20 protein-coding genes, 1 tRNA gene and 1 pseudogene are annotated in these 26,843 nt (G+C 72.3%); 11 read left to right on the top strand and 11 right to left on the bottom strand.

What is annotated here, in order from left to right:
* Nucleotides 1-29 precede the first annotated feature (29 nt).
* Nucleotides 30-1,235, bottom strand: coding sequence for a 4-hydroxyphenylpyruvate dioxygenase (gene hppD / locus F8274_RS18015; RefSeq protein WP_151463559.1), 1,206 nt, complete (start codon nucleotides 1,233-1,235; stop codon nucleotides 30-32).
* A gap of 140 nt (nucleotides 1,236-1,375) precedes the next feature.
* Between hppD and F8274_RS18010 the strand changes: the two genes are divergently transcribed.
* The 3 genes from F8274_RS18010 (at nucleotide 1,376) to F8274_RS18000 (ending at nucleotide 5,118) form a co-directional block, all read left to right on the top strand.
* Nucleotides 1,376-1,867: an Lrp/AsnC family transcriptional regulator gene (locus F8274_RS18010; RefSeq protein WP_151463558.1), complete on the top strand. Its 492-nt coding sequence runs from the start codon at nucleotides 1,376-1,378 to the stop codon at nucleotides 1,865-1,867.
* A 108-nt stretch (nucleotides 1,868-1,975) separates the two neighbouring features.
* On the top strand, nucleotides 1,976-3,373 hold the full coding sequence (locus tag F8274_RS18005; protein ID WP_370518245.1) for a PQQ-binding-like beta-propeller repeat protein: 1,398 nt from the start codon (nucleotides 1,976-1,978) through the stop codon (nucleotides 3,371-3,373).
* A gap of 77 nt (nucleotides 3,374-3,450) precedes the next feature.
* Entirely contained in the window at nucleotides 3,451-5,118 is a 1,668-nt protein-coding gene (locus tag F8274_RS18000; RefSeq protein ID WP_151463556.1) for a fumarate hydratase, read from the top strand.
* Nucleotides 5,119-5,180: 62 nt separating this feature from the next.
* Here the strand turns inward: F8274_RS18000 and F8274_RS17995 are convergent, their stop codons facing one another.
* Entirely contained in the window at nucleotides 5,181-7,574 is a 2,394-nt protein-coding gene (locus F8274_RS17995) for a hypothetical protein (protein WP_151463555.1), read from the bottom strand.
* Between the two features lie 317 nt (nucleotides 7,575-7,891).
* Between F8274_RS17995 and F8274_RS17990 the strand changes: the two genes are divergently transcribed.
* Together F8274_RS17990 and F8274_RS17985 are read left to right on the top strand one after the other, a co-directional pair.
* Complete coding sequence (locus F8274_RS17990; RefSeq protein WP_151463554.1) at nucleotides 7,892-10,879, top strand: BTAD domain-containing putative transcriptional regulator; 2,988 nt, start codon at nucleotides 7,892-7,894, stop codon at nucleotides 10,877-10,879.
* A gap of 57 nt (nucleotides 10,880-10,936) precedes the next feature.
* Nucleotides 10,937-12,346, top strand: a complete 1,410-nt coding sequence (locus F8274_RS17985; RefSeq protein ID WP_192579882.1) for a class II fumarate hydratase — start codon at nucleotides 10,937-10,939, stop codon at nucleotides 12,344-12,346.
* 33 nt (nucleotides 12,347-12,379) lie between these two features.
* Here the strand turns inward: F8274_RS17985 and F8274_RS17980 are convergent, their stop codons facing one another.
* Nucleotides 12,380-12,925, bottom strand: a complete 546-nt coding sequence (locus F8274_RS17980) for a CGNR zinc finger domain-containing protein (RefSeq protein WP_151463552.1) — start codon at nucleotides 12,923-12,925, stop codon at nucleotides 12,380-12,382.
* Between the two features lie 83 nt (nucleotides 12,926-13,008).
* Between F8274_RS17980 and F8274_RS17975 the strand changes: the two genes are divergently transcribed.
* The 3 genes from F8274_RS17975 (at nucleotide 13,009) to F8274_RS17965 (ending at nucleotide 16,480) form a co-directional block, all read left to right on the top strand.
* Complete coding sequence (locus tag F8274_RS17975) at nucleotides 13,009-13,971, top strand: DMT family transporter (RefSeq protein WP_151463551.1); 963 nt, start codon at nucleotides 13,009-13,011, stop codon at nucleotides 13,969-13,971.
* Nucleotides 13,972-14,057: 86 nt separating this feature from the next.
* Entirely contained in the window at nucleotides 14,058-14,711 is a 654-nt protein-coding gene (locus F8274_RS17970; protein WP_255474575.1) for an HAD family hydrolase, read from the top strand.
* An 89-nt stretch (nucleotides 14,712-14,800) separates the two neighbouring features.
* On the top strand, nucleotides 14,801-16,480 hold the full coding sequence (locus F8274_RS17965; protein WP_192579881.1) for a S8 family serine peptidase: 1,680 nt from the start codon (nucleotides 14,801-14,803) through the stop codon (nucleotides 16,478-16,480).
* 110 nt (nucleotides 16,481-16,590) lie between these two features.
* Here the strand turns inward: F8274_RS17965 and F8274_RS17960 are convergent, their stop codons facing one another.
* Together F8274_RS17960 and F8274_RS17955 are read right to left on the bottom strand one after the other, a co-directional pair.
* Entirely contained in the window at nucleotides 16,591-17,940 is a 1,350-nt protein-coding gene (locus F8274_RS17960; protein ID WP_151463548.1) for a hypothetical protein, read from the bottom strand.
* Between the two features lie 246 nt (nucleotides 17,941-18,186).
* On the bottom strand, nucleotides 18,187-18,834 hold the full coding sequence (locus F8274_RS17955) for an IclR family transcriptional regulator (RefSeq protein ID WP_151463547.1): 648 nt from the start codon (nucleotides 18,832-18,834) through the stop codon (nucleotides 18,187-18,189).
* Nucleotides 18,835-18,897: 63 nt separating this feature from the next.
* On the opposite strand from F8274_RS17955, the gene cysS reads away from it, so the two are divergent.
* Nucleotides 18,898-20,313, top strand: a complete 1,416-nt coding sequence (gene cysS, locus F8274_RS17950) for a cysteine--tRNA ligase (RefSeq protein ID WP_151463546.1) — start codon at nucleotides 18,898-18,900, stop codon at nucleotides 20,311-20,313.
* A complete protein-coding gene (gene rlmB, locus F8274_RS17945; RefSeq protein ID WP_151463545.1) occupies nucleotides 20,313-21,434 on the top strand; it encodes a 23S rRNA (guanosine(2251)-2'-O)-methyltransferase RlmB in 1,122 nt (373 codons plus the stop codon). Before cysS ends, rlmB begins: the two co-directional genes overlap by 1 nt.
* 57 nt (nucleotides 21,435-21,491) lie before the next feature.
* On the opposite strand, the gene F8274_RS17940 is transcribed toward rlmB, so the two are convergent.
* Nucleotides 21,492-22,583, bottom strand: a complete 1,092-nt coding sequence (locus F8274_RS17940; protein WP_151463544.1) for an ABC transporter ATP-binding protein — start codon at nucleotides 22,581-22,583, stop codon at nucleotides 21,492-21,494.
* Nucleotides 22,584-22,948: 365 nt separating this feature from the next.
* Between F8274_RS17940 and F8274_RS17935 the strand changes: the two genes are divergently transcribed.
* Nucleotides 22,949-23,025, top strand: a tRNA-Thr gene (locus tag F8274_RS17935).
* Between the two features lie 73 nt (nucleotides 23,026-23,098).
* Here the strand turns inward: F8274_RS17935 and F8274_RS17930 are convergent.
* The 5 genes and pseudogenes from F8274_RS17930 to F8274_RS17910 form a co-directional block, all read right to left on the bottom strand.
* Nucleotides 23,099-24,340 carry a site-specific integrase gene (locus F8274_RS17930; protein ID WP_151463543.1) on the bottom strand — a complete coding sequence of 414 codons (1,242 nt, stop codon included), beginning with the start codon at nucleotides 24,338-24,340 and terminating at the stop codon, nucleotides 23,099-23,101.
* Nucleotides 24,340-24,507 (bottom strand): helix-turn-helix domain-containing protein, encoded by a 168-nt coding sequence (locus F8274_RS31285; RefSeq protein ID WP_225853851.1) that lies wholly within the window; start codon nucleotides 24,505-24,507, stop codon nucleotides 24,340-24,342. Before F8274_RS31285 ends, F8274_RS17930 begins: the two co-directional genes overlap by 1 nt.
* 62 nt (nucleotides 24,508-24,569) lie before the next feature.
* On the bottom strand, nucleotides 24,570-26,360 hold the full coding sequence (locus tag F8274_RS17920; RefSeq protein WP_151463542.1) for a replication initiator: 1,791 nt from the start codon (nucleotides 26,358-26,360) through the stop codon (nucleotides 24,570-24,572).
* A complete protein-coding gene (locus F8274_RS17915) occupies nucleotides 26,360-26,626 on the bottom strand; it encodes a hypothetical protein (RefSeq protein WP_151463541.1) in 267 nt (88 codons plus the stop codon). Before F8274_RS17915 ends, F8274_RS17920 begins: the two co-directional genes overlap by 1 nt.
* Nucleotides 26,623-26,843: pseudogene (locus tag F8274_RS17910) on the bottom strand (hypothetical protein); the annotation flags it as partial. The gene F8274_RS17915 and the pseudogene F8274_RS17910, both read right to left, overlap by 4 nt.

Genomic DNA, 26,843 nt, shown 5'->3' with positions numbered 1-26,843 from the left:
CGGGGGAAGGCTCGGTCACGCGGACAGTGTTACAGGTTGCCGCGCTTCTCCTGCTCCCGCTCGATGGCCTCGAACAGGGCCTTGAAGTTGCCCTTGCCGAAGCCCAGCGAGCCGTGCCGCTCGATCAGCTCGAAGAAGACGGTCGGGCGGTCCTGCACCGGCTTGGTGAAGATCTGGAGCAGGTAGCCGTCCTCGTCCCGGTCCACCAGGATCTTGCGGGACTTCAGCTCCTCGATGGGCACCCGCACCTGGCCGATCCGGGCGCGCAGCTCCGGGTCCTCGTAGTAGGAGTCCGGGGTGTCCAGGAACTCGACACCGGCGGCCCGCATGGCGTCGACGCTGGCCAGGATGTCGTTGGTGGCCACGGCGATGTGCTGGGCGCCCGGGCCCTGGTAGAACTCCAGGTACTCGTCGATCTGCGACTTCTTGCGGGCGACGGCCGGCTCGTTGAGCGGGAACTTCACCTTGCGGGTGCCGTTCGCGACCACCTTGCTCATCAGCGCGGAGTAGTCGGTGGCGATGTCGTCGCCGATGAACTCGGCCATGTTGCTGAAGCCCATGACGCGCTTGTAGAACTCGACCCACTCGTCCATCCGGCCCAGCTCCACGTTGCCGACCACGTGGTCGACGGCCTGGAAGAAGCGCTTCGGCTGGATGCCGGCGTCGATCATCGGCTGCCGGTCCACGATCGGGCCGCGGGCCACGAAGCCGGGCAGGAACGGGCCGGTGTAGCGGGACCGGTCGACCAGCGTGTGCCGGGTGTCGCCGTACGCGGCGATGGCCGCCATCCGGACGGTGCCGTGCTCGTCGCTGACGTCGTGCGGCTCGACCAGGCCGGTCGCGCCCTGGGCGGTGGCGTGGGCGTACGCGGCGTCCACGTCCGGCACCTCCAGCGCGATGTCGGAGACGCCGTCGCTGTGCTTCGCCACGTGCTCGCTGCCCGCGGCGTCCGGGCGGACCGCGCCGGTCAGCACGAACCGGGCGGAGCCGCTGGTCAGCACGTACTGGGCGTGGTCCCGGTAGCCCTGCTCCGGCCCCCGGTACGCCACGCAGGTCATGCCGAAGGCGGTGGAGTAGTAGTGGGCGGCCTGCTTGGCGTTGCCGACCAGGAAGTGCACGTGGTCGAGGCCCTTGACCGGGAACGGGTCGCGGGTGATGTCGTGGTCGACGGCGCCGACGAGGGCGTCGACGTCGACCTCCTCGGTCGACTGGGGTCGGTCGATCGCCTGGGTCATATGGGCCTCCCTTGCGTACCGGCCGGCCTCGTGGGCCGCCGTTGCTCTGCTGTTGTGGCGAGGATCGCCGCGCCGCGACCAGTTGGGCAATAGTCGGCGGAAACTCTGGTCAGGTTGTGCATTCGGTAATATGAAACCCCATGAACACTGGTCAGGATGTACAGCTCGACGCGTTGGACGCTCGCTTGATCGATCTGCTCGCCGAGGAGCCCCGGATCGGGGTGCTGGAGTGCTCGCGGCGGCTCGGCGTGGCCCGGGGCACCGTCCAGGCCCGGCTCGACAAACTGGTCGAGCGGGGGGTGGTAGCCGGGTTCGGGCCGGAGATCGTCCCGGCTGCGATCGGCTTCGGCGTCACCAGCTTCGTGACCCTGGAGATCAGCCAGCGGCACGGCCACGACCCGGTGACCGCGCACCTGGCCGCCATCCCCGAGGTGCTGGAGGCGCACACCATCACCGGCTCCAGCGACCTGCTCTGCCGCATCGTGGCCCGGTCGAACACCGACCTCCAGCGGGTCATCGACCAGATCGTCGCCTCGGAGGGCATCCGCCGCGCCTCCACGATCATCGCCCTCGCCGAGCAGATCCCCTACCGCACCCTGCCCCTGGTCCGTTCCGCCGCCCGCGGCGCATAACACGGCGGCCGACCGAGAAAGCGGCGCGACACGGCCGTTCGGGGGGCCGGCGCGCCGGTGATCGTCGCTACCGTGTGCGGTGTGAAGGGCCTTGGCGTACGCGGCTGGTTGCTGCTGGGGCTCGTCACCGTGGTCGTGCTCGCCGCCACCGGGGTGTGGAACCCGTTCCCCGCAATGTGGGACTGGGTCGACCGGAGCAAGCCGATCTCCGAGCCGGACGTGGTCTGGCAGCAGCGGGTCGGCGGCACCCCGAAGAGCGTCACCATCGCCGGTGACACGGTGATCGTCGAGCAGCGCACCCGGGTCGAGGCACGCAGCCTGGCCAACGGCACGCAGCTCTGGGAGCGCAAGGCCGACTGGGCGGCGGTGGCCGGCGGCGACCGGGACGCGGTCGTCGCGGTGGGCAAGCTCCTGGACAAGGGCTACGAGGTGCTCGACCCCGCCACCGGCGTGGTGCGCCGCCGCGACGAGCGGGCGGTGGCCGTCTGGACCTACCGCAACCTGCTGCTCGACGCCTACTGCGTGCAGTCGACCGACTGCACGCTGCGGGCCTGGGAGCCGCGCGGCACCGCACCGCGCTGGAGCGCCTTCCTGCCCGGTGTCAACAGCGGGGTGCTCGCCGACAACCCGGAACTCCTGGGCACCCGGCGGCTCGGCGCGCCGCGGATCGACGGCGGGGTGGCCGGGCCGGAGCCGGTCCCGCCGCTGCTCGGCTTCCCGGTCGACGGCCGGGTGCACGTGGTCGACACCGCCACCGGCCGGGTCCTCCAGAACGTCGAGCCGGGCCGCGAGGAACGGCTCGCGGTGGTCGGCGGTCGGCTGCTCCGGATCACCGCCACCTCCCGCGACGGGACCTGCTACTTCGCCCTCACCGCCGTCGACCCGGCCACCGGGCAGCAGGTGTGGCGCCGCAACGGGGTGAACCTGCGGACCGCCGACTACGCCGGCTGCGTGCAGCGGGAGGACCCGCAGGGCGCCCGGAACGTGCTCATCGGGGTCGCCCCGGACGGGCGCGAAGCGGTGATCGACGGCTACGACGGCCGGCTGCTCCAGGTCGGCGCCGAGGGCGAGAAGCTGCTCGCCGTCGACGACCGCTACGCGCTGGTGCGCAGCGCCGACAAGGATTCGCTCCTCGGCCGGGAGCTGTCGCTCGACCGCACCCGGTGGACCCGGCCGGCCGGTGGGAAGACCGGCGCGGCGCTCACCCCGTACGCGGCGCTGATCGCCGAGGACAAGCCGTCCCGGCTCATCGCGGTCGAGCCGCGCAGCGGCCGGGAGATGGTCCTGCTGCGCACCTCCGCCAACGCCCTGGCGGTCGGCCCCAACGGCATGATCATCGGCGAGGGCCGGGAGATCGGGTACGTCCGCTGGGGCGCCGGAGCCGCCGGGGTGCCCGCACCGGACGAGGGCGCGGTGCCCGCGCCGGACCCGGGCGACACCTGGCGACCCCCGACCGACCAGGGCAGCTGCGGTCCGAAGAACGAACTCTGCGCCGACGGCAAGTGACCCCCGGTGAGAGCGGCGTCCCAGGACCGACCCGGCGGGTGTCACCGATCGACGGCTCTGCCCTAGGCTTTTCGGTCATGAGCAGTGCCGCCGCCTTCTCGTACGCCCCCCTGCTGCCGACCGGACCCGACCAGACGGAATACCGCCTGGTCACCGATGAGGGCGTCGACGTCGTCAACGGCCAGGGTGGCCGACGGTTCCTCACCGTGGAGCCCGCCGCGCTGACCGCGCTGACCGCCGAGGCGATGCACGACATCGCCCACTTCCTGCGCCCGGCCCACCTGGCCCAGCTCCGATCGATCATCGACGACCCGGCGGCCTCGCCGAACGACCGGTTCGTCGCGCTGGACCTGCTGCGCAACGCCAACATCGCCGCCGGTGGCGTGCTGCCGATGTGCCAGGACACCGGCACCGCGATCGTCATGGGCAAGCGCGGCCGGCACGTCCTCACCGACGGCACCGACGCCGAGGCCATCTCGCGCGGCGTCTACCAGGCCTACACCCGGCTCAACCTGCGCTACTCGCAGCTCGCCCCGCTGACCATGTGGGACGAGCGGAACACCGGCAGCAACCTGCCCGCCCAGGTCGAGCTCTACGCCGAGGACCCGGACGGGCACGCCGACGCGTACAAGTTCCTCTTCATGGCCAAGGGCGGTGGCTCGGCCAACAAGTCCTACCTCTACCAGGAGACCAAGGCGCTGTTGAATCCCACGCGGATGATGCAGTTCCTGGAGGAGAAGCTGCGCCTCATCGGCACCGCGGCCTGCCCGCCCTACCACCTGGCCATCGTCATCGGCGGCACCTCGGCCGAGTACGCGCTGAAGACCGCCAAGTACGCCTCTGCGAAATACCTGGACGCCCTCCCGACGGAGGGCTCGATGAGCGCGCACGGCTTCCGCGACCTCGAACTGGAGGCCGAGGTGCTGGAGCTGACCCGCAACTTCGGCATCGGCGCGCAGTTCGGCGGGCGCTACTTCTGCCACGACGTCCGGGTGGTCCGGCTGCCCCGGCACGGCGCGTCCTGCCCGGTGGCCATCGCGGTCTCCTGCTCCGCCGACCGCCAGGCGGTCGCCAAGATCACCCCGTCGGGCGTCTGGCTGGAGCGCCTGGAGACCGACCCGGCGCGCTACCTGCCCGACGTCACCGAGGCCCACCTGGACAGCTCCGAGGTGGTCCGGGTCGACCTCAACCGGCCGATGGACGAGATCCGCGCCGAGCTGTCGAAATACCCGGTGAAGACCCGGCTGTCGCTGACCGGCCCGCTGGTGGTGGCCCGGGACATCGCGCATGCCAAGATCGCCGAGCGGTTGGACGCGGGCGAGCCGATGCCGCAGTACCTGCGCGACCACGCCGTCTACTACGCCGGCCCGGCCAAGACCCCGGAGGGCTACGCCTCCGGCTCGTTCGGCCCCACCACCGCCGGCCGGATGGACGCCTACGTGGAGAAGTTCCAGGCGGCCGGCGGCTCGATGGTGATGCTGGCCAAGGGCAACCGCTCCGCCCAGGTCACCCGCTCCTGCCAGATCCACGGCGGCTTCTACCTCGGCTCGATCGGCGGCCCGGCCGCCCGCCTCGCGCAGGACTGCATCAAGCACGTCGAGGTGCTCGAATATCCCGAGCTGGGCATGGAGGCGGTCTGGAAGATCGAGGTGGAGGACTTCCCGGCCTTCATCGTGGTCGACGACAAGGGTGAGGACTTCTTCGCCGAGGTCACCAAGCCGGTGCTCACCGTCGGGCGGCGCTGACCCTCGACGTACGCGAAAGGGGCGCCGGGTGGAATACCCGGCGCCCCTTCGGCTTCCCTGGATCAGCCGTCGATCCAGATGTTGTAGGGCGCAGCTCCGGAGCTCACCCCGGTCGCGGTGCGGCTGCGTACGGTCACGTTGTGGCTGTACGCCGAGTCGGCGGTCCAGCTCACCCGGGCCGTCCCGGCCTCGTCGGCGGCCACGGTCCGCTCCGGCCCACCGTCGAACGAGTACACGAACTCGACGGTGCCGGCGAGCTGGGCGGTGAAGACGAAGTCGCCGGTAGTGCCGACGGGAGCGCCCTGCCAGCCGAAGACGTCGGAGGTCACCATCGGGCTCTTCGGATCGATCCGGAACGAGTAGTACTGCGCGTCCGTGCTCGCTCCGGCGGCCGTCCGGGCCGAGACCTGCACCGAGTTCCAGCCGCCCCACGCCTCGTCGAAGGTGGTGGGCGTCCACTCGACGGTGGCGGACCCGTCCGGCCCCGCCGCCACGGTGCGCTCGGGCTCGCCTCGGAACGTGTAGACGTAGGAGGTGACGCCGTTGCTCCCCGGGCTGGGCCGGAAGGTGAACGTGCCGGTCACGCCCGGGCCGCCGCCCGTCGTGTTCCGCGGGTAGACCGCGGACTCGACGTCTGGAGCGAGCGAGGCCACCTCGAACGACCGGTAGGCGGCCGCCGACTCGACGCCGTCGCCGGTCCGGCTGAACACCTGGATCGAGTGCTGGTATGCCGCGGTCGGGGTGTACCGGACCGTGGCGGTGCCGTCGGCGCCCGCGGCGACCGTCTCCTGCTCGCCGTAGTCGAACGAGTAGACGTACTCGGTGACGCCGTCCATGGCCGGGGTGAAGACGAAGCTGCCCTCGCTGCCGACCGGCGCGCCGACCGTCCCGTCCAGTGGCCACTGGACGGAGCTGACGGTGGGCTCGGTCCGGACGGTGAACCGGTAGCCGGCGTCGCCGGAGAGTTGCCCGTCGCGGGTACGGCTGCGGACGTGCAGCGTATTGGCCGCGACCCCGGGCGTGACCTGCACCGTGGCCCGGCCCTCGGCGTCCGCCGGCACAGTCTGCTCGGCGCCCTCGTTGAGCCGCCAGACGTACTCCACGACGTCCGTCATGTTCGGGGCGAGGGTGAACTGCCGTGCCTGGCCCAGTCGCCCGTCGGGATTGCCGTCGGTCACCGTCGGCGCGGTGTTGCGCACGGTGAACTGGTACGTCGTCAGCGGGGACCGGTTACCCGTGCGGTCCACCGCCTGGACATAGAGCCGCTTCAGCCCGTAGTCGGTGGGGGTCCAGGTGATGGTGGCCGTGCCGGACGTGTCGGCGGCGACGTACGTGGTGGCGCCGCTGGGACCCCACCGGTAGCCGGCGACGTCGTCGGCGCCCGGGGCGGTGAAAGTGAACCGGCCCGGGATGCCTGGACCACCGTGGCCGGGGAAGGCCCAGCCGGCCGGGTACTCGGTCGAGGTGACGGTGGGCGCCGGGGGGACCTTCGTGTCGACGGTGAACCGGCACTCGGGCGACCAGTCCGAGCCGGCCTGCTGGTCGGCGGCCTTCACGGTGAAGGCGTACGTGCCGTCGTGAACCAACAGCCCCGGCGGCACCGAGTAGTCGAACCGGGCGGGGGCGTACCTCGTGTACGACGTCCATTCGGTCCGCTCAGCAGGTTGGTCGACCGGCCACCAGGCGAAGGTGGCGGTCACCTGGTCACCCACGAAGTCGTCCACCTTGTCCGGGTCGGTCACCTCGGCGGAGAAGGTCGGCGTGGTGGTGCCGATCCGCAGCCCCTCCGCGCAGGCCAGGCCGGACACGGTGAGCTTGCCCGGCACCTCCGGCGCGGCGTTCGCCTTGAGCGAGATGGCCGGCTGCTCGATGCGCCGGCCGAAGTGCTTGGCCTCCTCGTGGTCTCCGGCGATCCGGGCCATCAGGGTGAGCGAGTCGCGCCCCTCCGCGACCGCCCGCTGCACCGCCGCGGTGACCAGCATCTCCAGGTAAGCAGGGCAGCGGGTGACGGTCCCGCCCAGGTCGCCGACCTTCTCGCGCACGGCCGGGGCGTTCGCCCAGGTCGGCGTGGCCGCCGGGGTGTCGGTACGCCACAACTCCAGCTCACGCGGCTTCGTGCAGTCGTCCACCGAGGTCTCGCTGGTCTGGAGCCCGGCGCTGATGATCTCTTTACCCCGGTACGGCGTCAGGTCGAACGTGAAGTAGGCCCGCGCGGTGTGCTTGTCGCCCGCCGCCTCCCAGGTGCCGACCGGCAGGGCCTCGCCCACGGCGACCGGGAAGGCCTCCGTCGGCTGCCGGGCGTCGGTGTAGCTGACGCTTGTCGGCGTGACCCAGCGGGTGACGCCCGCGGCGGCCGGCTGGCCGGTGACCGCCAGGGCGCCGGTGGTGGTGAGCAGGGCCGCCAGGCCCGTGCCGAGAAGGCGGCGCGGTACGCGCCGCCGGCGTGCCGTGGACACGCCGAGGGAACCCCCGTTTACGTGCAAGATGGATGCCTCCGAGGAGTGGGATCGAGCTTCATGCACCTCAGCGAGTGCAGACGTGCGGACGTTACGCCGTCCCGATGCCCGGCGGCTCATCGACATCGGTGCGCCCGTCCGGGCGCGGAGCCCGGGCGGGCGCACCGCCCCCGTCGGATGCCGTCACCGACAACCACGCCCAGTGTCCGGGCCGGTGCTGTCGATCCGCTATCACATCGCTATCGTCTGCCCGAGGCGATCCGTGACCGTCGGGCTACGCTGCTGGAAGGTGCACAGGAAGGCATGCGGGGGCGCAGATGCGGTTCGCGATTCTGGGGCCGCTGCGGGTCGGCGGTGGCGAGGCCACCATCACCGCAGGTCGGGACCGGGCCGTGCTCGCCCTTCTGCTGCTGCGGTCGGGTCGGGTGGTGCCCGTCGAGGAGCTGATCGACGCGGTCTGGGAGGACCATCCGCCGGCCACCGCGCGCACCCAGCTCCAGATCTGTGTGTCGCGCCTGCGACAGCGTCTGGCGACGCTCGGGTCACCAGCGGAAATCATCATCACCGACCCGGTCGGCTACGGCGTCCGGATCGAGCCCGACGACCTCGACGCCGACGTCTTCGCCCGCGCCGTGGAGGCCGGCCGGGCCGCGGTCGCCGCCGGCAGTCCCGCCGACGCGCGCCGGCACTACCGCGCCGCGCTGGCGCTGTGGCGCGGCCCGGCCCTGGCCGGGATCGCCAGCCGGAGCGTACGCCGGCGGGCCCAGGCCCTCGACGAGCAGCGACTCGCCGCCCTGGAGGAGTGCGTCGACGTCGAGCTGCGCCTGGGCCGGGCGACCGACGTGATCGACGAGCTGACCGAGACCGTCGAGCGGGATCCGCTCCGCGAGCGGTTGCGGGGTCAGCTCATGCTCGCCCTGTCCGCGGTGGGACGGCCGGCGGACGCGCTCGCCGTCTACCGCGAGGGCCGCCGCATCTACGCCGAGGAACTCGGCATCGAACCGGGCGACGCCCTGCAGGAGCTGCACCAGCGGGTGCTCGCCGGCGACCATGCCGGAGGCGGGATCGCGAGCGCCCCCCGCGCCGCCCCGGTCCGTGCGCTGCCGCGGGCCATCAGCGACTTCACCGGGCGGCAGCAGACGATGGCCCGCCTGCTCAAGGAGATCGACGAGGACGGCGCACAGCTCTGTCTGATCGACGGAATGGCCGGCAGCGGCAAGACCACCCTCGCCGTCCAGGTCGCGACGGCTCTGCGTGAACGGTTCCCCGACGCGCACCTCTTCATCGACCTGCACGGGTACAGCGAACGCAGGCCCCTGGCTCCGGCGGCGGCCGTCGGCACGCTGCTGCGGCAGCTCGGGGTGCCGGCCGAGCGGGTGCCGGTCGACCTGGAGGACCGGCTGGCGATGTGGCGTTCCGAGCTCGCCGACCGGAGGGCCGTGGTGGTGCTCGACAACGCGTCGAGCGCCGGCCAGGTGGCACCCCTGCTCCCCAGTGGACCGCACAACCTCGTGCTGGTCACCAGCCGTCGCCGCTTGGTCGGCCTCGACGACGGGCGGCCTCAGTCGCTGCCCGTCCTGGACGCCGACGAGGCGGTCGAGCTGCTCGGCCGGGTTGTCGGGGCCGACCGGGTCGCCGCCGAGCCGGCGGCGGCCGCCGAGGTGGCCGAGCGGTGTGGGCACCTGCCGCTCGCGATCCGGCTGGCCGGCGCCCGGCTGGCACACCGCCCGCACTGGCGGGTTGCCGACCTGGCGCAGCGGCTGGCCGACGCGCGGGACCCGCTGGCCGAGCTGGCGGCCGGTGAGCGCTCGGTCGGCCACGCCTTCGCCCTCTCGTACGCCCAGGTCTCACCGCCGGCCCAACGTCTGTTCTGGCTGCTCGGGCTCCACCCCGGCGTGCGCATCGACGACCGGGTGGCGGCGGCGCTCAGTGACCTGCCGCTGCCGGAGGCGCAGGACCTGCTCGACGAGCTGGTGGATGCGCACCTGGTGGAGGAGGTGGAGCCGGGCCGCTACCGCCTGCATGACCTGTTGCGGACGTACGCCCGCCGGCTGCTGGCCGAGCCCGGGCGCGCCGGTGAGCGGCGTGCCGCCCTGGAGCGCCTGCTCGACCACCATCTCCAGGTCGCGGCAGCCACCGCGCTCATCTGGGAGACAAAGCCGAGCCCGCTGGCACAGCTGACCCTTCCGCCGCCGCGCCGCCCCGATCTGGTTCTCGGCCAGGAGCGGCAGGGCCAGGCGTGGTTCGACGAGAACCGTCCCGCGCTGACCGCCCTGGTCCGCATCGCCGAGACCGAGGGTCTTCTCCGGTACTGCTGGCAGCTGACCCGGGCGTCCTGGTGGTTCAACTACGAGGGCGGGCACCTCGACGAACTCATCGAGACACACACCGTCGCCCTGCGGGCCGCGAAGACGCTGGGTGACGACGAGGCGATCGCGGTCACCATGAACTACCTCGCCTCGGCGAACTTCCGGCTGGGCCGTTACCGGGAGGCCATCCGGCTGATGGAAGCGGTCGTCGACCGTCACCGCCGGCTCGGGCTGCGCCGCGAGAGGGTGCAGGCGCTCGGCAACCTCGCCGCCGCGTGTTTCGGCGGCGACGAATACCGGCGGTGCACGGAGTGCGTCGACGAAGCGCTGGCGATCAGCCGCTACCCGGACGACGTCGGGACGATGGCCAGCGCGTCCAACATGTTGTCGGTCGTCATGCTCTTCCACGGCCGGTACGACTCGGCCCTGCGGGCGGCGCGCCGGCACGTCCTCCTCGCCAGGGAGAGTGGCGACCTGCGGCACACGGCGAACGCGATCGGCCACCTCGGCATGATCCGGCATCGGTTGGGTGACCTGGAGCCCGCCCGCCGGCTGCTCCGGGTGGCGCTGCATCTGAAGCGTTCCAGCGGCAACCGGTTCGGGGAGGGAGAGTTGCTCAACGAGATCGGCATGATGGAACGGGAAGCCGGCCGCCCGGACGAGGCCGCCACCCGGCACCGTGCCGCCCTGGTCGCCATGACCGACGCCGGGGACAGGATCGGGGAGTGTGCCTCCCGCGACCTCCTGGCCCGTGCCCTCCACGACCAGGGGGACGTCGACGCGGCGCTCGACCTGCATCGCCGGGTGCTGCGGGACGCGACCCGGCTGGGGCTCCGCTACGGGCAGGCCCGGGCGCTGGACGGCCTCGCCCGCTGCCTGCGCGACACCGACCCGGCCCAGGCCCGTGCGTACGCCGGCCGGGCGCTGGCCCTGTTCCGGCAGGTCGAGTCCCCGGACCAACGGGCGACCGAGGAGCTGTTGGCCGAGCTGGGCTGAGCGGCCGGGCGACAACCCCCGCCGCTTTCCCTGCATCCCGGCGACCAGCGCGGCAGGATGGTACGCGTGACGACTCCAGAGGCGACCGGTTACCGGATCGAACGCGACTCGATGGGTGAGGTGGAGGTGCCCACCGAGGCGCTGTGGCGGGCGCAGACCCAGCGCGCGGTGCAGAACTTCCCGATCTCCGGGCGGGGCATCGAACCGGCCCAGATCAAGGCCCTGGCACAGATCAAGGGGGCGGCCGCCCAGGTCAACGCCGAGCTGGGGGTGATCGGCGCGGACGTGGGTGAGGCGATCGCCACGGCCGCCGCGCACGTCGCCGACGGCGGATACGACGACCAGTTCCCGGTCGACGTCTTCCAGACCGGCTCCGGCACCTCGTCCAACATGAACACCAACGAGGTGATCGCCACGCTGGCCGGCCGGGAGCTGGGCCGCAACGTGCACCCGAACGACGACGTCAACGCCTCCCAGTCCAGCAACGACGTCTTCCCGTCCTCGATCCACCTGGCGGCCACGCAGGCGGTGGTGGAGGATCTGCTGCCCGCGCTGAAGCACCTGGCCGGCGCGCTGGAGGACAAGGCCGCCGAGTTCGAGACCGTGGTGAAGGCGGGGCGTACCCACCTCATGGACGCCACCCCGGTCACCCTGGGGCAGGAGTTCGGCGGCTACGCCGCCCAGGTCCGCTACGGCGTCGAACGGCTTGAGGGCGCGCTGCCCCGGCTGGCCGAGCTGCCCCTCGGCGGCACCGCCGTGGGCACCGGCATCAACACCCCGCTCGGCTTCGCCGCGCGGGTGATCGAGAAGCTGCGCGGCTCGACCGGGCTGCCGCTGACCGAGGCCCGCAACCACTTCGAGGCGCAGGGCGCCCGGGATGCTCTGGTGGAGACCTCCGGTCAGCTCCGCACCGTGGCCGTCGGGCTCTACAAGATGGCCAACGACATCCGCTGGATGGGCTCCGGCCCCCGCGCCGGCCTGCGCGAGCTGCGCATCCCCGACCTCCAGCCCGGCTCGTCGATCATGCCGGGCAAGGTGAACCCGGTGGTGGCCGAGGCGATGCGCCAGGTGTGCGCGCAGGTGATCGGCAACGACGCCGCGGTGGCGTTCGCCGGCTCCCAGGGCGACTTCGAGCTGAACGTGATGCTTCCCGTGATGGGCCGCAACCTGCTGGAGTCCATCCGGCTGATCTCCGCGGCGAGCCGGCTCTTCGCCGACCGCCTGGTGGTCGGCCTGGTCGCGGACGCCGAGGTCTGCCTGGCGTACGCCGAGGGCTCGCCGTCGATCGTCACCCCGCTCAACCGCCACCTCGGGTACGACGAGGCCGCCTCGATCGCCAAGGAGGCGCTGGCCAAGCAGGTCTCCATCCGCGAGGTGGTGATCTCCCGCGGGCACGTCGACTCGGGCAAGCTCAGCGAGACCCAGCTGGACGAGGCCCTGGACCTGCTCCGGATGACCCACCCCTGAGCCACGGCTCCGCCCACCCCGCTGCGGGGTGCGTCAGGAGTGGGAGGCCGCCTTGCGGGCCCGGTAGGCGCTCACCGCGGCCCGGTTGCCGCAGCCGGCGTCGCAGAACCGGCGGGACCGGTTCTTGGAGAGGTCGACCAGCACGTTCTCGCAGTCGGGGTGGTCGCAGAGGCGCAGCCGGCTCAGCTCGCCCATGCGGATCAGGTCGGCCAGCGCCATGGCGGCCTCGACCGCCATCCGGGTGGCCAGCGGCGCGTCCCGCGGCACGGCGTGCAGGTGGTAGGGCTCGTCGTCGTGCCGGACGAGCTGGGGCAGGGCGTGCGACTCCCGCAGCAGACCGTTGACCACGGTGACGACCTCGTCGGTGTCGGCGTACCAGATCCGGCGGAGCCGGGGCCGCAGCGCGCGGACCTCGCGCAGTTCCGCCTCGCTGTGCTCGTGCCGGCCGGTCCACCCGTACGCGGTGAAGAACTCGTCGAGGGCGGTCACGTCGGGCAGCCCTTCCCGGTCGGGCCCGGCAGTGTTGACCAGCGCCGCGGCCGCGACCAGGCCACATTCGGTGTCATGAGCAAAGAGCAACTTGACTCCTGTCGGGGTGCCGGCCTAGCGTCATCAGCATACCGCCACTTGACTCATGTCCGGTCGACCCCAAGGAGCTGTCGATGCGTGAACGGCCCGGCGTCGGCCTCGGCCTGGCGCTGCTCTCCGCGCTCACCTTCGCCACCTCGGGCACCTTCGCCCGACCGCTGATCACCGGCGAGTGGTCCGCCGAGGCGGTGGTGCTCGCCCGGGTCGGCATCGCCGCGCTGGTGCTCGCCGTGCCCGCCCTGCTGGCACTGCGCGGCCGCTGGCCGGTGCTGCGCCGCAACGCCGGCACGCTCGTGGTGTTCGGGCTGCTCGGGGTGGCCCTGGCCCAGGCGTGCTTCTTCAACGCGGTCCGCTACCTGCCGGTCGGCGTCGCGCTCCTGCTCGAATACCTGGGCATCGTGCTGGTGGTCGGCTGGATGTGGCTGGTCCACGGCCAGCGGCCCCGGCTGCTCACGGTGGCCGGTTCCCTGACCGCCCTGTGCGGGCTGGTGTTCGTGCTGGACCTGACCGGCGCCGGCAGCCTCGACCCGGTGGGCGTCCTCTGGGGGCTCGGCGCCGGGGTCGGGCTGGCCGGCTACTTCGTCATCGCCGGCCGGGTCGACCCCGCGCTGCCGTCGGTGGTGATGGCCAGCGGTGGCATGGCCGTCGGCGCCCTCGTGCTGCTCCTGCTCGGGCTGGTCGGGGCGCTCCCGCTGCGCGCCGGCACCGCCGACGTGAGCTTCGCCGGGCACGAGATGAGCTGGCTGGTGCCGATCGCCGGGCTGTCGCTGATCGCCGCGGTGGTCGCCTACCTCACCGGCGTCGCCGGGGCGCGGATGCTCGGCGCGCGGCTCTCCTCCTTCGTGGGGCTGACCGAGGTGATGTTCGCCGTGCTGATCGCCTGGCTGGTGCTGGGTGAGCTGCCGAACGCCGTGCAACTGCTCGGCGGGGCGCTCATCGTGGCCGGTGTGGCCCTCGTCCGGGTGGACGAGCTGCGCTCCCCGCCGGACGCCACCGAACCGGCCGCGGCGGAGCCGGCCCTGGCGGGCGAACGGTGAGCGGACCGGCCGGCGCCAGTTCCCCGGCCGGATCGACCACCAGGTCGGGCCGAGCGGCCTGCGTCGTCTTCGACGCCGACGAGACCCTGGTCGACCTGCGGCCGGCGGTCACCGGCGCGCTGGCGGCCGTACTCGACGAGATGCGGCGGTGGACCCCGGCGGCGGCCGAGGTGTCGCTCGCGGACCTGGAGGCGGACTGGGGCGCGGTCTTCGGCGCGCTCAGCGCCGCGCCGGTGCAGGAGATCCGGCGGGCGGCGCTGGCCCGGTCCCTGGCCCGTGCCGGGCTGGACGCCCACCTCGACGAGTTCGCCGCGCTCTTCTTCGCCCGCCGGTTTGCGCTGACCCGGCCGTTCCCGGACGCGCTGCCCACGCTGGCCGCGCTGCGCTCCCACCACCTCCTGGGCTTCGCCACCAACGGCAACAGCCGGGCCGAACGCTGCGGGCTGGCCGGCGAGTTCGAGTTCGAGCTCTACGCGCACGAGAACGGCCTGCCCAAGAAGCCGGCGCCGGAGTTCTACGCGGCCGTGGTGGCGGCCGCCGGTCTCCCCGCCGAGCACGTCGTCCACGTGGGGGACTCGCCGGAGCATGACGTGCTCGCGCCCCAGCGTGCCGGGCTGCGGGCCATCTGGCTGAACCGGGGCCGCCTGCCCCGCCCGCCGGGGCTCACCCCGGACGCCGAGGTGTCCACCCTGGCCGAACTGCCCGACGTGCTCGCCCGACTCGAAACCACGAAAGCCTGATTGCGGTCTATACCGGACGGCCGTCTGGCGAAACCTCCTCGCGTGCGGTGGGATGGCTGCCACGTCCCTCAACGAGAGGATCTGATGTGGTGAGCAAACGATTCACCGCCAGCGCGACCGCAGCCGCGCTGGCACTCACGGTGACCGGACTGGCCGTGCCGGCGACCGCCGCCCCGGCCAGCACCCGAACCTTCACCGTGCTGGCGGAGGACGGCGTCTCCATCGACACCGCCATCGCCGCGATCACCGCGGCGGGCGGCTCGGTCGTCTCCCGCACCGACGACGTCGGTCTCTTCCAGGTCACCAGCGCCCGGGCGGACTTCGCCAGCCGGGCCACCGCCGCCGGTGCACTGGTCGGAGCCGCCGAGCAGAAGGCCATCGGCCGCAAGCCCAAGCTGGACCGGGTCGAGCAGGAGCACCTGCTGGCCGCGGCCGCCACCAAGGGCACGGCCAAGGGGCACGGCAAGAAGCTGGACCCGCTGGACGACAAGCTCTGGGGCCTGGAGATGATCCGGGCCGACCAGGCGCGGAAGATCGAGCCGGGCGACCGCCGGGTGACCGTCGGCGTCCTGGACACCGGCGTCGACGCCAGCAACCCCGACCTGGCGCCCAACTTCAACTGGGCGCTGTCGCGCAACTTCGCCCCCGACCTGACCGACGTCGACGGCCCGTGCGAGGTGGCGAGCTGCCTCGACCCGGTCGGCACCGACGACGGTGGCCACGGCACGCACGTCGCCGGCACCATCGGCGCCGCCGCGAACGGGTTCGGCCTCTCCGGCGTGGCACCGAGGGTCTCCATCGTCGAGCTGAAGGGTGGCCAGGACAGCGGCTACTTCTTCCTCAACCCGGTGGTCAACGCCCTCGTGCACGCGGGCAAGTCCGGTCTCGACGTGGTCAACATGTCCTTCTACGTCGACCCGTGGCTCTACAACTGCACCGCCAACCCGGCCGACTCGCCCGAGGCGCAGGCCGAGCAGCGGACCATCATCGAGGCCATGAAGCGGGCGCTGAACTTCGCCCACCACAAGGGCGTCACCCTGGTGGGCGCGCTCGGCAACAACAACGAGGACCTCGGCGACCCGCGCACCGACGTGAGCAGCCCGGACTACGGCGCGGACCCGTACCCGCGGCCGATCGACAACGCGAGCTGCTGGGACCTGCCGACCGAGGGACCGCACGTGATCGGCGTGTCGGCGCTCGGCCCGTCCGGCAAGAAGGCCGACTACTCGAACTACGGCACCGAGCAGATCTCGGTCTCCGCGCCGGGTGGCTGGTTCCGGGACGGCTTCGGCACCGACACCTACCGCACCGACGCCAACATGATCCTCTCGACGTACCCCAAGAAGGTGCTGCAGGAGGAGGGCTCGGTCGACGAGGACGGGAACATCGTCGCCGGGTTCGAGAACTCGGTGTTCAAGCAGTGCACCGCGAAGGGTGAGTGCGGCTACTACACCTACCTTCAGGGCACCTCGATGGCGTCCCCGCACGCCTCGGGGGTCGCGGCCCTGATCGTCAGCCGCTACGGCAAGAAGCAGGGCCGGGACGGCTTCGGCATGTCGCCGGACCTGGTCGAGCAGCACCTCTACCGGACGGCGGCGGAGCACGCCTGCCCGGAGCCGCGGCTGCAGACCTACGCCAACGAGGGACGCGGCCCGGAGTACGACGCCTACTGCGCCGGTTCGCTGAACTTCAACGGCTTCTACGGCTACGGCGTCATCGACGCCTATTCCGCCGTGAAGTCCCCGCTCAAGCCGAACGTGCGGCCGTAACACCCAGCTCCACGACGTGGCGGTGTCCGGAACTCCCGGATGCCGCCACGTCGGCGTTCTGGTGCGGAGTGGCGGTGTCCGGAGGTCGCATGCCGCCACGTCGGCCTGCCTCACGGCCGCCAGCCCCGGGCCACCAGCGCGGCGCGGATCTCGCGGACCAGGGCCGGGAACTCCCGGTGCAGGCGGCGACCGGTCACGTGCAGCACCAGCCAGCCCGCCGCGACGAGCTGGTTGAGCCGGTAACGGTCCGGGGTCAACTGATCCGGGTCGGCGTGCCACTGGCCGTCGTACTCGACCGCGACCCGGAACTGCGGCCAGGCCAGGTCGGGGTGCAGGACGAGACCCGAGGGACCGCGCACCGGGTGCTGCGCCGCCGGGCGGGGCAGGCCGGCCAGCACGAGCCGAACCCGCAGGTGCGACTCGGGCGGGGACTGCGCTCCCGGGTCCGCCAGGCCGAACACCCACCGCGCCCGCCGGCCACCCGGTCGTCCGGCGCTCCCATCGGCCACGTCGGCCAGATCCGTCCGGCCGACCAGGCCCATCCGAAGCAGGGCGTCGATGATGCCGACGGCCCGGACCGGGTCGGACCAGACCGCCGTCTCCCAGGCGCAGGCAGCCGGCGCGGTACGGAGCAACCTGCCGGCCCCGCTCGGTAGGCCGGGCTCGCCGCCCAGTCCCACCGGACCACCGAGCGCCGATCCGGCAAACGCCGTGCTCAGCCCGGCGGCCCTGCCGTCCCGGCCGGCGGTGGTGCTCCATCGGCGGATGCCGTGGCAGTCTCGGCCCGGCGTGGTGTTCGTGGAGCCGGTGGCGGGGCGGTTCGGGTCGAGGATGATGTTGGTCGGCCGAGTGGTGGGACGGTCGGGGTCGGGGTTGATGCTGGTCGAGCCGGTGGCGGGGCTGTCTGGCCCTTTGGTGGTCGCCGATCCGTCGGCGGGGAGGTTCGGGCCGGCGATGACGTGGGCAGGCGGGTGCGGGCCGGAAATGGCGCTGACCGAGTTGGCCAGGCGGTGCGGATCGGGGATGGTGCTGGTCGGGCCGCTCGGGCCGAGGCCGGTGCCGGCCGAGCAGGCCGCGACGGCGGCCGGGACGAGGAGACCGAGTCGTTGGGGCGACGACGGGGCCTGGTGCACCCGGACGCCGGGCTGGGCATCGGCCCGGACCGTCGCCGGCAGCAGGACGTGCACGTCGTCCTGGAAGCCGGCGGCGTGCTCGACCCCGTGCAGGTACGCCGCCGACGGCCCGGCGAGCAGCGTGCCCGGCGGCAGGCGGAGCAGTGCGCCGCGGCAGGCCAGCGCGTGGTCGCGATCGAGGCGGGCGTCGGCGTAGACGTCCTGCCGGAGCCGGATCCAGGAGGCGCCCCGGAGCTGGTGCCGGGTGAGCAGGCCGCGCCGGATCACATCAGAGCCGCGGAAGACCTGCCAGGCCAGCTCGGGCGGTCGATGGGGATGAGGTGGCATGCCGACCAGCCTGGCGGCGACGGGCCGCCGCCCGGCACCCCTGTGGACAACCCACGAGCGCCCGCGACCGGCGGCCTGTGGACAACCACCACCACCCTCGGTCGCTGTGCTAGCGGTAGGGCGCCGACGATGGCCGAGCCCGGCGGCCGCCCCGGGCCGGGTCGCCGACGTGGCGGTAACCGCTGCCCGCCGATACCGCCACATCGCCGTGCTGGCGCAGCGACCCGCCGGACCCCGGCGGCCGCCTCAGGACAGCGCGGCGGCGATCGACTCGGCCGCGGCGGCGACCTGGGTGCCGACCTCGGTGACGTCGAGCGGGGTCAGCGAGACCACGCCGACGCTCGCCTCCAAACCCGGCACGCCGAGCACCGGCGCGGCCACCCCGTAGGCCCCGGACTGCAGTTCGCCGCTGGTGCTCACCGGGGCGGCGGCACCCGCGCGGCCGGCCAGGATGGCCCGTCCGGCCGCGCCCCGCTCCAGCGGGTGCCGGGATCCGGTCCGGTAGGCCACGTGGAACGAGGTCCAGCTCGGCTCGACCACCGCGAGGGCCACCCCCTCACCGCCCTCGACCACGGTCAGGTGGGCGGTCGCCCCGGCCTGCTCGGCGAGCCGGCGCAGCGCGGGCAGCGCCCCCTCGGCGAGCAGCGGCTGGGCCCGCCGGGCCAGGTGCAGCACGCCGGCACCGAGCCGGAGCCGGCCCTCGCCGTCGCGGCGCAGCATGCCGTGGCTGGTCAGCGCGCCGACCAGCCGGTAGACGGCCGCCCGGCCGATGCCCAGCCGGTTCGCCGCCTCGGTGACGGTCAGCCCGCCCGGCGCGTCGGCGACCAGGTGCAGCAGCCGCAGCCCCCGGTCCAGGGTCTGCGCCGTCTCTCCCGCCCGTGCCGCCGTGTCCACAGCACGCAGCGTACGACCCGGCTCCGGCCTACCTCGAAATGCGCGGACGGCTACCCTTGTACGGTGACGCTACGCCTGTATGACACCGCCACCCGATCGGTGCGGGACTTCGTCCCGCGGGAAGCCGGCAAGGTGGGGGTCTACCTGTGTGGTCTCACCCTCCAGGCCCCGCCGCACATCGGCCACCTTCGTTCCGGTGTCAACTACGACGTGCTGCGCCGCTGGCTCACCGCCTCCGGTTTCGAGGTCACCTTCATTCGCAACGTGACCGACATCGACGACAAGATCCTGGTCAAGGCGATGGAGCAGGGGCGGTCGTTCTGGTCGATCGCCTACGCCAACGAGCAGATCCTGGCCGCCTCCTACCGCGCGCTGAACGTGCTGCCGCCGACCTACGAGCCACGGGCCACCGGTCACATCCCGGAGATGCACGATCTGATCGCCCGGCTGATCGAGACCGGGCACGCCTACCCGGCCACCGACGGCTCCGGCGACGTCTACTTCGACGTGGCCTCCTGGCCGGCCTACGGGTCGCTGTCGGGCCAGTCGCCGGAGGACATGCAGTCCGCCGGTGACGCCCCGGAGCGGGGCAAGCGCGACCCCCGCGACTTCGCGCTCTGGAAGGGCGCCAAGCCGGACGAGCCGGCCGACGCCTACTGGCCGTCGCCGTGGGGCCGGGGCCGGCCGGGCTGGCACATCGAGTGCTCGGCGATGTGCTGGCGCTACCTGGGGCCCGAGTTCGACATCCACGGCGGCGGGCTCGACCTGACGTTCCCGCACCACGAGAACGAGATCGCCCAGTCGCAGGCCGCCGACCTGCCGTTCGCCCGCTACTGGGTCCACCACGGCCTGCTCGGCATCGGCGGCACCAAGATGGGCAAGTCGCTGGGGAACACCCTCGACCTCGACTACGTGGCGTCCCTCGGGGTGCGCCCGGTGGAGCTGCGCTACTACTACGCCGCCGCCCACTACCGGTCCCGCATCGACTACTCGGAGGACGCGCTGCGCGAGGCCGCGGTCGCGTACCGGCGGATCGAGGGCTTCGTGCAGCGGGCCGCCGAGCGGGTCGGCACCGGCCAGCCCGGTGAGCTGCCGGCCGGCTTCGTCGCGGCCATGGACGACGATCTCAACACGTCGGCCGCGCTGGCCGTGCTGCACGAGGTGGTCCGGGACGGCAACACCGCCCTGACCGGCGGCGACGATGTGACGGTACGCACCACGCTCGCCGCCACCCGGTCGATGCTGGATATCCTCGGCGTCGACCCCCTGGACCCGGCCTGGACCGGCGGCGGCCGCGCGGACGACCTGCGCGGCGTGGTGGACTCCCTGGTCGCGCTCGCCCTGGAGCAGCGCGCCCAGGCCCGCAGCCGCAAGGACTGGGCCGCCGCCGACGCCGTACGCGACCAGCTCAAGCAGGCCGGCGTGGTCGTCGAGGACACCGCCCAGGGCCCGCGTTGGACTATTGGAGAGCAGGACTGATGGCCGGCAACTCGCAGCGCCGTGGCCGGCGACTGACGCCGAAGGCGGGTGCCCAGAAGGGCTCCGGTGGCAAGAACAAGGACTCCCTCGCCGGCCGGGGCCGCACCCTCCCCGCCGACGAGCGGCCCTGGCACAAGGCCTACTCGGGCACCGAGAAGCTGCCCCAGCGCACCGCCTGGAAGCAGGACAAGGAGCGCCGCGCGGCGGCCGAGGAGGGGCGCGCCCCCAAGATCGGTCAGCCGGGCAGCAAGGACACCACCTGGGGCAAGGGTGGCGGCCGGGGCGTCCCCGCCGCCGCGAAGGGCCGTGGCGGCAAGCCCGCCGGCCGGTCCGGGCCGCGGGTCGCCCCCGGCCGCAAGTCGAACCCGGCCAAGGACAGCCCGGAGCTGCTGGTCGGGCGGAACCCGGTGCTGGAGTCGCTGCGCGCCCAGGTGCCGGCGACCGCCCTCTACACGGCCCAGGGCATCGACATCGACGACCGGGTCAACGAGATCATCCGCACCGCCGCCGACCGGGGCATCGCGATCCTCGAAATCAGCCGGGCCGAGCTGGACCGGATGACCGGCGGCGTGCTGCACCAGGGCGTCGGCCTCCAGGTGCCGCCGTTCGCCTACGAGCCGTTCGAGGACCTCATGGCGGCGTCGCTGGAGCAGGCCGCCCCGCTGCTGGTCGCGCTCGACGGGGTCACCGACCCGCGCAACCTCGGCGCCGTCATCCGGTCGGCCGCCGCCTTCGGCGCGCAGGGCGTCTTCGTACCCGAGCGGCGGGCCGCCGGGATCACGGCGACCGCCTGGCGGACCAGCGCCGGCGCGGCCGCGCGGGTGCCCGTCGCCCAGGTCACCAACCTGACCCGCTCGCTCAAGGCGTGCAAGGACGCCGGCTTCATCGTGGTCGGCCTGGACGCCGACGGGCAGACCGACCTCTACGACCTGGAGGCCGCGGTCGGCCCGCTCGTCGTGGTGGTCGGCTCGGAGGGTCGTGGGCTGTCCCGCCTCGTCGGGGAGACCTGCGACCTGACCGTCAGCATCCCGATGGTCTCCGACGTCGAGTCGCTCAACGCCAGCGTCGCCGCGGCGGTCACCCTCGCCGAGGTCGCCCGCCGCCGCTCCGTCGAGGCGTAACGACAGCACGAAAAAGGGGCGGTCCGCCGTGGCGGGCCGCCCCTTTCTTCGCGTACGTCAGATCCGGTTGCCGGTGGCGGCGTGGAAGACGTGGCTGCGGCCGGTGCGCGGCTTGACGAACACAGTGTCGCCCATGTTCGGCATCGAGCGCCGGTCGGTGCGGACCACGAACCGCTCGTTGTGGCCCTCCAGCGCGGCGTGGCCGTAGACGTTGGCGTCGGAGCCCAGGTCCTCGACCAGCTCGACCACGACCGGCATGCCGCCCTCGGTCGGGCTGACCAGGTCGCAGTCCTCCGGACGGAAGCCCACGGTCACCTTGCCGTCGCCGCCCTCGGCGCGGGCCGCCTCGACCTGCTCGCGGGTCAGCGGCACGTTCAGCTCGGCGAACGCCGCGCCGTTGTCGTTCAGCGGCACGGTCTTGATGTTCATGGCCGGGGAGCCCATGAAGCCCGCGACGAAGACGTTGGACGGGGTGTCGTAGAGCGCCCGCGGGGTGTCCACCTGCTGCAGGACGCCGTCGAGCATGACCGCGACCCGGTGACCCATGGTCATGGCCTCGACCTGGTCGTGCGTGACGTAGACCGTGGTGACGCCCAGCTTCGCCTGGAGCGAGGCGATCTGCGTGCGGGTCTGCACGCGGAGCTTGGCGTCGAGGTTCGACAGCGGCTCGTCCATGAGGAAGACCTGCGGCTCGCGGACGATCGCGCGACCCATGGCGACCCGCTGGCGCTGACCACCGGAGAGCGCCTTCGGCTTGCGGCTGAGGAACTCCTCCAGCTGGAGCAGCCCGGCCGCCTCCTTGACCCGCCGGTCGATCTCCGACTTCGAGGTCTTGCGCAGCTTGAGGGCGAACGCCATGTTCTCGTACACCGTCATGTGCGGGTAGAGGGCGTAGTTCTGGAAGACCATCGCGATGTCGCGGGCCTTCGGCGGGAGGTGGGTGACGTCCCGGTCGTCGATGTAGATCGCGCCGTCGTCGACGTCCTCCAGGCCGGCGAGCATCCGGAGGCTGGTGGACTTTCCGCAACCCGACGGGCCGACCAGGACGAGGAACTCCCCGTCACCGATCTGGAGGTCGAGCTGGTTGACCGCGGGGCGTTCGGTGCCCGGGTAGATCCGGGAGGCCTTCGCGTAGGTGACCGTAGCCATGGTGGAGCGCTTCCTTTCACCGGCAGGAACGTGCCGGACGATCCGAGTGGAAGGAGCGACCGGCACCCGAGGTGCCGGCCAACGGGCGGTCGACCGGGCAGCCGAGGCCAACCGGAGTGTCGTCCGTGTCACTGCACCGTAAACGGGTTTCCCGAACCTGCCAAGACGAGATGCGGCCGATGGGACCGAGTGCATAGCGCATAACGGTCAGGCGGGCACGGGGAGGCATCAATCTCCGCGACGCCCGGCCAGGATGGGCGTCGATCCGGCGGTGCCGAGGTCGGGAAATTGACGTTTTCCGTGCTCGGGAGACCTGCGGAACGGGATTTCCGGCGCTCAGTCGCTATGCTGACCCCGGACCACGCGCCCCTGTAGCTCAGCTGGCCAGAGCACTCGCCTTGTAAGCGAGATGTCGCCGGTTCGATCCCGGCCGGGGGCTCCAACACCATCAGGCATTTCGCGGCGGCAGCCGTCGCGAGAAAGCCGGATGACAGCAACGCTGACAGCAACGCGGTTCATGAAAGCCGCCCGTCGAGCTTGCCGAGCGCCTGACGCATCGCGTCAAGGTTGGCGTGAGCGTAGACCTTGAGGGTGATCTTCACGTCCGCGTGCCGGGCGATGGCCTGGACGACGTGCGGCGGGACGCCCAGCTCCATCAGCAGCGACACGACCGTGTGCCGCAGGTCGTGCAGGCGGACACCGGGCAGGCCGGCGGTCTCCCGGAGCCGAGCAAACGAGCGGCTGAGGTTGGTCGGCTCCAACGGGGTGCCCCGCTCGGAGGGGAAGACCAGGCCGCGGTCTTGCCAGACCTCGGCGAGCGCAGCCCGTTCGGCCTGCTGGCGCTCCTGGTGCTCAAGCAGAGCGAGCCACGTGACCTCGGGCAGCGGCAACACCGCCTCGGAGTCCTCGGTCTTGGCGTCCAGGACGTGGAGCTGTCCCGCCACCCGCTGGACGGTCTGCTGAACCCGCAGTGTGCCTTCGTCCAGGTCGACGTCCGACCAGCGGAGCCCGACCAGTTCACCGCGCCGAAGGCCCATCGTGGCGGCCACGACGTAGAGCGCATGGAGCCGGTGACCAGCAGAGGCGGCGAGGATCTTGCGCACCTGGTCGACGGACAGGCCCTTACCGACCTTGTAGCGAGGCGAGGGAACCCGGACGAGCTTGGCGACGTTGCGGGACACCAGCTCCTCGCGCATGGCGTGTTGGAGCGCGTTGCGCAGCACCGCATGCACGAACTGAATCTGTCGCGCGCTGGGGTAGCTCTGGCAGCAGCGGCCAACGGAGCAGCACCGCCGGCCAGCAGGACGGATCTTGTCGAGGCCGTTGGTGCAGCAGAGGCATTTGCGCCGGAAGTCGTCCATGAACGCCTTGACGTGCTGGACCTGCAAGCTGTCGAGGCGTTTGGTGCCGAGTGCGGGGATCAGATGCAGCCGGACGGCGCTCTCATATCCCCGCGCGGTAGTCGGCTTGAGGTCGGTGACGTACGCGGACAGCCAGTAGGGCAGGTAATCGGCGAGCTTCCAGGCCCGGTCGGGCACGGGTATGCCGCGCTGGGATCTCGACTTCAGCTCGACGAGCTTGGCGTGGGCTTCCTCCCAGGTCGCCCCGTAGACAAACTTGCGCTTGCGGCTGCCGTCGGTGGCGAGGACGTAGGCCTGTCCGACCCACCGGCCATCGCTGGCGCGCTGGTAGATGGAGCCTTCGCCGTTCGGGTTGCGGCGGGCGTTGGGCTGGCGGGGCTTGGGCTGTCTGGGCATCAGGCGGCTTCCTCGGTGAGCGTGGTGATGACTTCGTCGATGGCGGCGGCGGGGATCAGCCGGCGGCTACCGACCTTGAAGGAGCGCAGCCGGCCGGAGCGGATGAGGTCATAGACGAGCGAGCGGCCGATGCCGAGCGCTCGAGCGGCTTCCTCGACGCGCAGCACGCGAGGAGTGATCGGAGTCGGGTTGTTCAACGGGTGGCCTTCCTCGTGTGACGGGGCGGTGGTCAGGCGGCAGCGGGCGCGATGTCGGCCGGGGTGGCAAGTTCGTGGACCAGCTCTTCGCGGCCGGTGACTCGTCGCTCTCTGGCCATGGCGGCAGCGGTGTTGGCCAAGAGCGCATCTCCGCTGGTGTGCCAGCCGACGCCAGCGAAGGTGAGGGTGCCGACGACGAGCGTGGTGTCCTCGCCGATCTGGTCGACGGGTTGGCCGCCGGCGGTCGGGTGCTCGTGGGCCTGGTGCTCGTGTCGCCGGTACGCGATGCGGGTGTCGCGCAGCAGTTGGAAGGTCACCGAGTAGCGGCGGCCTTTGGTGAGGAAGTGGCCGCCGTAGCCGAGCATGTGAGCCCACCGCCGCAGCCGGGCGTACGGGTTGGCCGTCGCTGGTTTCGCCGGTTTGGTGTCAAGGCTGGCTTGACGCTGGGCGACGCAGACGGGGCATGCGGCGTAGCGGGTGTGGGTGCCGCAGTCGGGGCACTCCCGGCGGTCGACGAAGCCGGGCCGGGGTCGCTGCTCGCGGGGCCGCTCGGACAGGGGTCGGGGTGCGTTGGTGGGTCGGCCGATGCGCCAGCAGGCGTCGATGAGGCGGGCGGTGTGGTCGCCGTCGGGGTCGGCGTAGTCGCCGATGCTGTCTGCAGTCAGGCGGGTGGAGGTGTGCCCGGTGGCCTCGGTGCTCTTGGTGGCGTACTTGGCAAGGTATCCGGCGACCATGCCGTCGGTGACCTCGCCCGCTGCTCCGGTGCTGATCGGTCGGATGTCGAGGCCCTTGGACGGGTCGCCCCATGCGATCAGCCAGCCCTGCGGCTTGTCTGGGTGCGGCGGGGTGTGGAAGGCGATCTGCGCGGCAGCGGTCTGGAACGCGTCGACGAGGTCGTCGACGGTGAACCCGGCCGGTGGCGGGACGATCGCGTCGGGGTTGTCTGGGTTGACGCCGTCGAGGCGGGCGATGGCGTGGAAGTGCACCGCGGCTCGGGCTTGCAGTTCGGCGACTTTGCCGGGTGACAGCCGGACCGGGGCGACCTTGCGGGTCTTGCCGGAGGCGGTGGGGATCTCGACGCGGGGGATGCCGCGTTGGCGGGCGAGCTTGGCGAGGTGACGTTGGGCGGCTTGCTTGGTGCGGTGCCACAGCTCGCCGGAGAACACGTTCCAGACGACCTGGTGGTCGTGGTCGTAGCAGTCCAGGCACAGCGGCCGCCCGAGGACGGCGTCTTCGGTTTCGTGGCGTGCCCAGCAGACGGCGGGCCGACCGTGGCCGCAGACGCCGATGTCGCGGCGGGCGTGGCATGGTTCGGCGCGGCAGTCGCAGCGGCGGCGATTGGTGCAGGTGTGCCGCTTGACCACCCGGGAGTGGACGGGCCCGAAGGATGGGGCGGTGAAGGTGGCGAACACGGCCGGATGCTCGGCGACTGTCTCAGCGATGCCCTTGCCGCCGACGAGGCCGGCCCGCAGGAGTTGGAAGGCGTCGCGCTGGTAGGTCTGGGCGCAGGAGGGGCAGACGGTGGCGCGGCGGTTGCCGCAGGCGGTGTATATCGCGGAGTCGGGCATGCCGTCGGTGTGCCGGGAGTCGAGGACCCGGCCGGTGGCGGGGTCGACGGTGAGGAGTTGGCCGGCGAGGCGGATGGGGCGGGTGCAGCCGGCGGCGGAGCGGATGTGTTCGAGCCAGCCGAAGTAGTCGGGGCGGGTGGCGCGTTCGAACGCGGAGCCGGCGGCGGTGTAGCCGTAGACGGGCGGGACATCGGCGTTCGAGCCCACCCCCCGGGCCTTAGAGGCGCGGGGGGTGAGGTCCAGCGTCGAGGCCATCAACCGGCCACCCTGGTGGCGTGGTGGTTGGTGATGGTGCGTTCGGTGACGATGACCCGGCAGGCGCCGCATTGGCGCTTGGCCGGCTCGTGCCGATGGCAGGGAATGAGTGCGGTCTGTCCGCCGCAGCGGATGGTGACCGGTGCCCGGCAGGGTCCGCCGGGGATGACGTCGACGAGCGTCCGGCGGGTGTCGTAGGGGTGCGGGTCGGTGTGGGCGGGGCAGGTGTGGATGACCTGCTCGATATCGACGAGGTAGATGGTCATCGGGCACCACCGGTCAGGGTGGTCAGGAGCTGCCCGGCAACGGCCGGGGCGACGTCGAGCCGGTCGGCCAGCTCGGCGGCGGTAATCGGTGCCCCGGTGGACTGTTCGTGCTGCACGGCCGCAAACCGGGCCATGGGCAGCAGGTGGGTAGGGACGTCGACCGGCTCCGGGGCCGGCACGGTGACGGGCTCCGGCTCCACAGCCGGTGGCGTGGTGG

The organism is Micromonospora sp. AMSO31t, assembly GCF_008868175.1.
Lineage (GTDB): Bacteria > Actinomycetota > Actinomycetes > Mycobacteriales > Micromonosporaceae > Micromonospora.
The sequence above is the reverse complement of the archived record's forward strand: the minus strand, read 5'-3'. Positions and strand labels throughout refer to the sequence as shown.